The organism is Geobacillus sp. (assembly GCF_017515625.1).
Taxonomy (GTDB): domain Bacteria; phylum Bacillota; class Bacilli; order Bacillales; family Anoxybacillaceae; genus Geobacillus; species Geobacillus stearothermophilus.
Map to the genome: position 1 here is coordinate 1 of NZ_JAFWFM010000085.1, position 7,574 is coordinate 7,574.

The 7,574-nt window shown below is 57.0% G+C and carries 6 protein-coding genes and 2 pseudogenes; 7 read left to right on the forward strand and 1 reads right to left on the reverse strand.

Annotated elements, in window-relative coordinates:
• Positions 1-236 precede the first annotated feature (236 nt).
• From IKE44_RS05485 to IKE44_RS05505, 5 genes are all read left to right on the forward strand, one after another.
• Positions 237-1,580: a dihydrolipoamide acetyltransferase family protein gene (locus tag IKE44_RS05485; protein WP_049626385.1), complete on the forward strand. Its 1,344-nt coding sequence runs from the start codon at positions 237-239 to the stop codon at positions 1,578-1,580.
• A 118-nt stretch (positions 1,581-1,698) separates the two neighbouring features.
• Positions 1,699-2,676 (forward strand): YncE family protein, encoded by a 978-nt coding sequence (locus IKE44_RS05490; protein WP_049625108.1) that lies wholly within the window; start codon positions 1,699-1,701, stop codon positions 2,674-2,676.
• Positions 2,673-3,347, forward strand: coding sequence for a response regulator transcription factor (locus IKE44_RS05495; RefSeq protein WP_049625109.1), 675 nt, complete (start codon positions 2,673-2,675; stop codon positions 3,345-3,347). The genes IKE44_RS05490 and IKE44_RS05495 overlap by 4 nt, the downstream gene beginning before the upstream one ends.
• Before the next feature lie 2 nt (positions 3,348-3,349).
• Positions 3,350-4,756 carry a sensor histidine kinase gene (locus IKE44_RS05500; protein WP_287465254.1) on the forward strand — a complete coding sequence of 469 codons (1,407 nt, stop codon included), beginning with the start codon at positions 3,350-3,352 and terminating at the stop codon, positions 4,754-4,756.
• Between the two features lie 66 nt (positions 4,757-4,822).
• On the forward strand, positions 4,823-5,407 hold the full coding sequence (locus tag IKE44_RS05505) for a Uma2 family endonuclease (RefSeq protein ID WP_049624849.1): 585 nt from the start codon (positions 4,823-4,825) through the stop codon (positions 5,405-5,407).
• A 94-nt stretch (positions 5,408-5,501) separates the two neighbouring features.
• Here the strand turns inward: IKE44_RS05505 and IKE44_RS05510 are convergent.
• Positions 5,502-5,636, reverse strand: a pseudogene (locus IKE44_RS05510) (type II toxin-antitoxin system HicB family antitoxin); the annotation flags it as partial.
• A 217-nt stretch (positions 5,637-5,853) separates the two neighbouring features.
• Between IKE44_RS05510 and IKE44_RS05515 the strand changes: the two are divergent.
• A pseudogene (locus IKE44_RS05515) lies at positions 5,854-6,822 on the forward strand (methylmalonyl-CoA mutase family protein); the annotation flags it as partial.
• A 219-nt stretch (positions 6,823-7,041) separates the two neighbouring features.
• Positions 7,042-7,479, forward strand: a complete 438-nt coding sequence (locus IKE44_RS05520; RefSeq protein WP_049624851.1) for a BrxA/BrxB family bacilliredoxin — start codon at positions 7,042-7,044, stop codon at positions 7,477-7,479.
• Positions 7,480-7,574: the final 95 nt, after the last annotated feature.

Here is a 7,574-nt window from a genome sequence, read left to right on the forward strand (position 1 = left end):
ACGGGACGGGTGCCAGGTGTTGCCTGCAGATAGGCTGCCAACCAGCCTATCATGCATCCACCTCCGAAGGGGAAACAGGAAACCCCCACTTCGATAAGTGGGGGAGGTTCATTGTAGGAGCAGTGGAGGAGCGGAGAACCCCGGTCCGCAGCGGAGCTTCTCAAGTTTTGAGGCGAACCGCAGGCGGCCGGGGCGCCGCGGCGAAGACATTGCAGCCAAGATAGGAGGGTATCGATGTGGCCATCGAACAATTGACGATGCCTCAGCTCGGGGAAAGCGTCACGGAAGGCACGATCAGCAAATGGCTCGTTTCCCCGGGCGACAAAGTGAACAAATACGACCCGATCGCTGAAGTCATCACCGATAAAGTGAGCGCGGAAATTCCGTCGTCGTTTGCCGGCGTCATCCGCGAGCTGATCGCCAAAGAAGGGGAGACGCTCCCAGTCGGCGCGCCGATTTGCACGATCGAAGTCGAAGGCGCTGCACCGGCTTCGGAAGCGAAGCCGGCGGATGAAGCGCCGAAAGCAGAAGACAACGCCAAGCCAGCCGCTCCGAAAAAGGCCGGCCGGGCAAACAACGGCCGCTATTCGCCGGCCGTGCTCCGCTTGGCTCAGGAACACGGCATTGACCTCGAACAAGTCGAAGGCACCGGCCTTGGCGGGCGGGTGACGCGCAAAGATTTGCTGAAGCTCATTGAGTCCGGCCAAATTCCGAAAGCGGGAGCGGCACCGGCGGCGGAACAAGCGGCGCCAAAAGCGGAACCGAGAACGGAACAACCGGCCACAGCCGCCGCGGCGGCTCAACCGTCTGCCGCGGCCGCGCCAACTGCGCCGCAAGTAGCGCCGGTCAAACTAGCGGCCCCGAACGTCGAAGCCGGAGCGGGCGACATCGAAATTCCGGTCACCCCGGTGCGCAGAGCGATCGCCGCGAACATGCTCCGCAGCAAACACGAAGCGCCGCACGCTTGGACGATGGTCGAAGTCGACGTCACCGATCTTGTCGCCTACCGCGATGCCATCAAAGACGAGTTCAAGCGGCGTGAAGGCTTCAATTTGACGTATTTCGCCTTCTTCGTCAAGGCGGTCACCCAAGCGCTGAAAGAATTCCCGCAGCTGAACTCGACGTGGGCGGGCGATAAGATCATTCAACGCAAAGACATCAACATCTCGATCGCCGTCGCGACGGATGACGCCTTGTTCGTGCCCGTCATCAAGCACGCCGATGAAAAAACGATCAAAGGCATCGCCCGTGAAATCGCTGAACTGGCGGCGAAAACGCGCGCCGGCAAACTGCGCCCGGAAGACATGCAGGGCGGCACGTTCACCGTCAACAACACCGGCGCGTTCGGCTCGGTGCAGTCGATGGGCATTATCAACTACCCGCAAGCGGCCATTTTGCAAGTGGAAACGATCGTCAAACGACCCGTCGTCAAAAACGGCATGATCGCCATCCGCGACATGGTCAACTTATGCTTGTCGCTTGACCACCGCGTCTTGGATGGCCTCATTTGTGGACGCTTCCTTGCCCGCGTCAAAGCGATTTTGGAAAATATGAACAAAGACAACACGCCGATTTATTAACGGTTCCCCCATCGCCATCGGTTGGCGGTGGGGTTTTTGCATGGCGCGATTTCAAACTTCTCTCACAAATGTGAGGTATAATGGGGGCAGAAACGAATAGGTGAAGGAGAAACTCGAGATGAAACGAGAGAGCGTATGGATGCTGTTGTGTTTGTTCTTTATGCTAAGCGGCTGCGCGAAGACATCGTTTCCTCCGATCGCTGATTCGCTGTCGGTCGTCATCAGTCTCGATGTCAAAGCGGAAACGGTCACCTTTTTGAACGCGAAAAATGGCGGCAAAATCGCCCGCTGGAACATTGATCAGCCGTTTCAAGGCGGGGTGTTGAGCCCAGACGGCCGGACGCTTTTTTTGTACGGGCGGGATCTTGACGGGGTCTATCGGTACGATCTCGCGACCGGGAAGCTGCTTGGCGAATGGAAAATAGGAAGCGGCATTGTGAGCGCTGCTCCATCTCCGGATGGCCGCACGTGGTTTTTTGGCGACAGCACCCATCACGCGGTGCGCGTTGTGAGCCGGGACGGGAAAGAAATCGCCCGCCTTTCGGTCGGACGCTCCCCGATGACGCTGCTGGTCAATCGCGCTGGAACGAGGTTGTATGTGATCGATTTTCAAGACGAACGGACGTGGATCATCGATGTGGACCGCCGCCGCGTCATCCGTTCGTTCGCCGTGCCGAAGTTCGCCTTGGGCGGAGTGGTGCGCGAGCGACAAGAGGAGCTGTGGGTCGGCGGGCACGGCAGCGGAAGCCGTGTGGAAACGAACATTCATGTCTACTCACTGCAAGACGGCCGCTTGCTCCGGACGATCGCCGCTCCGGTCATGCCGGTCGATTTCGTCGAAACAGGCCGCGGCGTGTTTGTGCTAAGCCATGGCTCCAACACAGTTTACCAATTTTCCCTAGATGGAAAGAAACTCGCTTCGGCGTCTGTCGGCGCCAATCCATTTGCGATGGAAGCGGCGTTCGGTCGTTTGTATATCGCGAGCTATGACAGCGATGAAATCATCGTGGTCGATGAGGCGACGTTGCGTCCGCTTGTCCGTTGGAAGACGGGAGACGGCCCGCTGCAACTATTCATTCGGGAGGGACGAACATGAGCGAACGAACCGTTTTAATCGTCGATGATGAAGAAGAAATGCGCCTGCTCGTTGGCATGTATTTGGAAAACGCCGGCTTTCGCTGCCTCGAAGCAGGGGACGGGGAAGAAGCGCTGGTGCTGCTTTCGCAACATCCGGTTGATGCCGTGCTGTTGGACGTCATGATGCCAAAACAGGACGGATTCGCCGTCTGCGCCCGCATCCGCGAGCAGTCGGACGTGCCGATTTTGTTTTTGACCGCGCTTGGCGAAGAATGGGACAAAGTGAAAGGATTGAAGCTGGGAGGCGACGATTACATCGTCAAACCGTTCAGCCCGGGAGAGCTCATCGCCCGCCTTGAGGCGGTGCTGCGCCGGGTGCAGCGTGTCCGCGAGCACGACGGACGGCTGCAATTTGGCGACCTTGTCATCGACGAAAAAGGCCGAACCGTGACCGTTGGCGGCAAACCGGTGAAATTGACGTTGAAAGAGTTTGAGCTGTTGCTGTTTTTGGCGAAGCACCGCGGTCAGGTGTTCAGCCGCGACGACTTGCTCGTCAAAGTGTGGGGATATGATTATACAGGAAACGCTCGCACGGTCGATACGCATGTGAAAACGCTGCGCATGAAGCTGAAAGACGCCGCTCGCCATATCCAAACCGTCTGGGGCATCGGCTACAAGTTTGAGGGATGAACATGAAACGGCTTCGGTTAGGACAAAAACTATGGCTGTCGATCGGCGCCGCGGTCGTGGTGACGCTGGCGTTTTCTTTTGGTCTTCTCAATTATTTTTACCGGACGGTGTACATGAAAGAAGTTGAGCGAACGTTGATCGCGGAAGGGACGAGCCTCGCCCGCGACTATCGCGGCGGGGCGGTGACGGAGGCATATCGCCGTCAAATCGAATGGTATGACGAAAAATCAACGGCCACGATCTTATTGATTGACAACCCGCGCGAACTGAGCGCCTGCTTTCCGTTTCCGGTCCACTATGACGCGTTAGTCAGCGGCCGCGACCGGGAAACATTGTTAGCCGGGAAGCCTGTTGTCAAAACGGGATACGAAAAGCGGTTCGGCCGCCGCGTGATGGCGGTCGTCGTTCCGCTTTTGGACGGCAAGCGGCTTGAAGGAGCGATTTACTTGTATTTGCCGTTAGCCGACGTTCAGGAAGCAACGAAGCGGGCGGCCGCCGCGTTTTGGCCGTTGGCCGCCATATTCGCCGCCGCGCTTTTGGTTGTCGGCCGACGGATGGTGCGGCAGATGACCGAGCCGCTGCAGGCGATGGAACAAGCGGCAGAACGCATGGCGGAAGGACGCTACGAAGCGGACATCCCCGTGCGGAGCGATGATGAAATCGGCCGCCTGGCGGAGGCGTTCAACCAAATGGCGGACGCCATTGCTAAAGAAGACGAGCGGAAGCGCGAGTTTTTAGCGAACGTCTCGCATGAGCTGCGCACGCCGCTCAGCTATATGAAAGGATACAGCGAAGCGCTCCTTGCTGGCCTCGCGAAAACGAAGGAAGAAGAAAAGGCGTACCTTCGCCTCATCCGCCGCGAAACGGAGCGGATGGAGCGGCTGGTGCGCGATCTTCTTGACCTGGCGCGCCTTGAAGGGCAAAGCGTGCCGCTCGAGCGCGCGCCGGTGGCGTTCGCCCAAGTGATCGAAGATGTCATCGCCACGTACGAACCGATCGCCGCGCAAAAGCGGATCGAGCTGGCGTGCGAGTTGGACTATGACATCATCGTCAACGGCGACGCCGACCGGCTCGAACAAGTCGTGCGCAACTTGCTTAACAACGCCATCCGCTACACCCCAGAAGGCGGTGTGGTGACGGTGCGGCTTTCCCGCTTTTCGGAAGCGGAAGGCGAGCTTGTCGTCCAAGATACGGGCAAAGGCATTCCAAAAGACCAGCTCCCGTTTCTCGGCCAGCGCTTTTTCCGCGTCGATCGCGCCCGCACTCGCAAAGAAGGCGGCACCGGCTTGGGGCTTGCCATCGTCAAACAAATCGTCTCTCTTCATGACGGCGCGATTTGGTTCGACAGCGACCTTGGACGCGGGATGACCGTATTCGTCCGCCTGCCGCTCGTTCGGGAAGAGGAATAAACATCGTTCAAGATACAGGAATGGATGGTGTATAATCAATATAAAATTAGGAGGAAGGTGGAGGATATGGATTCACCAGAAAAGGAACAGGCCCCTATGACCTACAAAGAGTATGCGACATGGCCGGAAGGAAAACGGTGCGAGGTGTTGGATGGGAACATCATCAGCATGGCGCCGTCGCCGACACCGGAACATCAATCCGTTTCGCTCCAACTTTCCATTGAATTCGGGATGCATCTTCGTGGGAAGGATTGCCGCGTGTTGGCCGCCCCGATCGATGTGTATCTTTTCGAAGATCATCGAAAGGGATGGATGGATGAAAACGTCCGAAACTGGGTATGCCCCGATCTTGTCGTCATCTGCGACAAAAACAAAATTCAAAAAAACCGCATTGTCGGGGCTCCGGATTTGGTCGTCGAGATCTTGTCCCCCGCCACGGCCAAAATCGACCGGATGGACAAACGGATCGCGTACGAGCGGGCCGGGGTGAAGGAATATTGGATCGTTGACCCGGCGAATCAAGTGGTGGAAGTGTATTTGCGCGGAAAAACAGGAAGATTGGAACTTCATGGAGTGTACAACCGGGATGACGCCGTTTTGGTTCATGTATTGAAGGATTTCGTGATCGATTTGCGAAACATTTTCCAATGAATAAATGGCAGTTGAGATTTTCGCTAAGCGGCGATTTGGAGGGGGACGAGGGAGCATCGTCCAAGAGAGCATGCAACAACGCCCTCTTCCTTTCATGTTTTTTCAGGGCTTCTTGGAGGATTTGTGAATCGTTGAGATGGTGTTGTTTCGCCAAGTCATCGAGCCATTTCGGGATCGTTCATGTTTTTTTGACCGCTTTGTTTTCCATTTCATGGCGAAATGGTGGCATCAGCAAGTTGTTTGCCTTTTTGTTCATTGTCCAAACGCGGCCGATGTACTACAATAAACATAGAAACCGTTTTTCCCACACGAAGCGTCATCAGCGTTTTGTTCTGAGCAGACGGGTTCGAGAGGGAAAGGTGCGGCTTGAAAAGAAAGCGGTTTCTTATGTCTGGAAGGCAAAGGGGGATCGGAATGAGCGATGTCGCAAAGATGTCGGACTCGCTGATGAGTTTTCACGGCGCATCGCCCGCAATACGCAGCTGTACTTGCAGGAAGAAACGGGCATTTGCCGGACGATCGATCCATGGGCCGGTTCGTATTACGTCGAGACGTTGACGAACGAGTTGATGAAGCGGGCGTGGGTGCATATCGAAGAAATTGAAAGCTTGGGCGGGATGGCGAAAGCCATTGAAACGGGCATCCCGAAAATGCGCATCGAAGAAGCGGCGGCCCGCCGCCAAGCGCGCATCGATTCAGGAGCGGAAACGATCATCGGCGTGAACAAATACCGCCCGGACAAAGAAGAACCGATCGACATTTTGGAAGTCGACAACACCGCCGTGCGAAAGCGGCAAATCGAGCGGCTGAACGAGCTCAAGGCGACGCGCGATAGCGAGCAGATCGAAGCGGCGCTTGCCGCCATTACAAAAGCGGCGGAAACGGGCGAAGGGAACTTGCTTGAGCTTGCCGTCCAAGCGGCGCGCGTCCGGGCGACGCTCGGGGAAATTTCGTACGCGATCGAAAAAGTGGCGAGTCGCCATCGCGCCGCCATCCGCTCGATCAGCGGCGTGTACAGCTCGGAATACAAAAACGAAATCCAGCTCGAACGGGTGAAGCGGCGGGTGGAGCAGTTCGCCGAACTGGAAGGGCGGCGTCCGCGCATCTTGATTGCGAAAATGGGACAGGATGGGCATGACCGCGGGGCGAAAGTCGTCGCCACAGCGTTTGCCGATCTAGGGTTTGACGTCGACATCGGCCCGCTCTTTCAAACGCCGGAAGAAACGGCGCGCCAGGCGGTCGAAAACGACGTGCACGCTGTCGGCATCAGCTCGCTCGCCGGTGAACATAAAACGCTTGTGCCGCAGCTTGTGGCGGAGCTTGAAAAAATCGGCCGCGGCGACATTCTCGTTTTTGTCGGCGGCGTCATCCCGCCGCAAGACTACGCGTTTTTGTATGAGCACGGCGCCGCCGCCAGCAGCAAAAAGACTGGATGCACGCCATGATAAAGAATATATCGAAACGCGCTTTTTCGCCGACCCGATCGTGAAAGAGAAGCTTCCGATGCTCGAGAACAGCGTCATTTCCGGCGCCAAGCCGGTCACCGCCGCCGTCCGCGAGCTGATTGAAGCATACGAACGGAGCCTCGGCGGCGAAGTATGATATGATAAAGGCAAACCGAAGGAGGTGTTGAGATGTTCCAATTTCAATTTCCGCTCTATCACGACATCGTCGAACAAGCGCGGCGTGAAGCGGTCGAAGCCGGATTTGAAGAGCTGCGTACGCCGGAAGACGTCGATGCGGCATTCCGCCGTCCGGGCACCACGCTTGTCCTCATCAACTCCGTATGCGGCTGCGCCGGCGGCATCGCCCGTCCCGCAGCGGCCCATGCCGTTTACTACGACAAGCGCCCGGACCATTTGGTGACCGTCTTTGCCGGCCAAGACAAAGAAGCAACGGCCCGCGCGCGAGAGTATTTTGTCGGCGAGCCGCCGTCCTCGCCGTCGTTCGCGTTGTTAAAAGACGGAAAACTGTGTGCCATGCTCCACCGCCACGACATCGAAGGGCACGAACCGGTCGCCGTCGTGCAAAAGCTGCAGGCGCTGTTTGACGAATATTGCGAGGAAGTGTGAAAGGAGAACCCGAAGTTCGAAAAGGGACTTCGGGTTTTTGCATGACCATTATTGTTTGTGATAATAGAAATGAAGAAGGAAATTGATCGTATCAG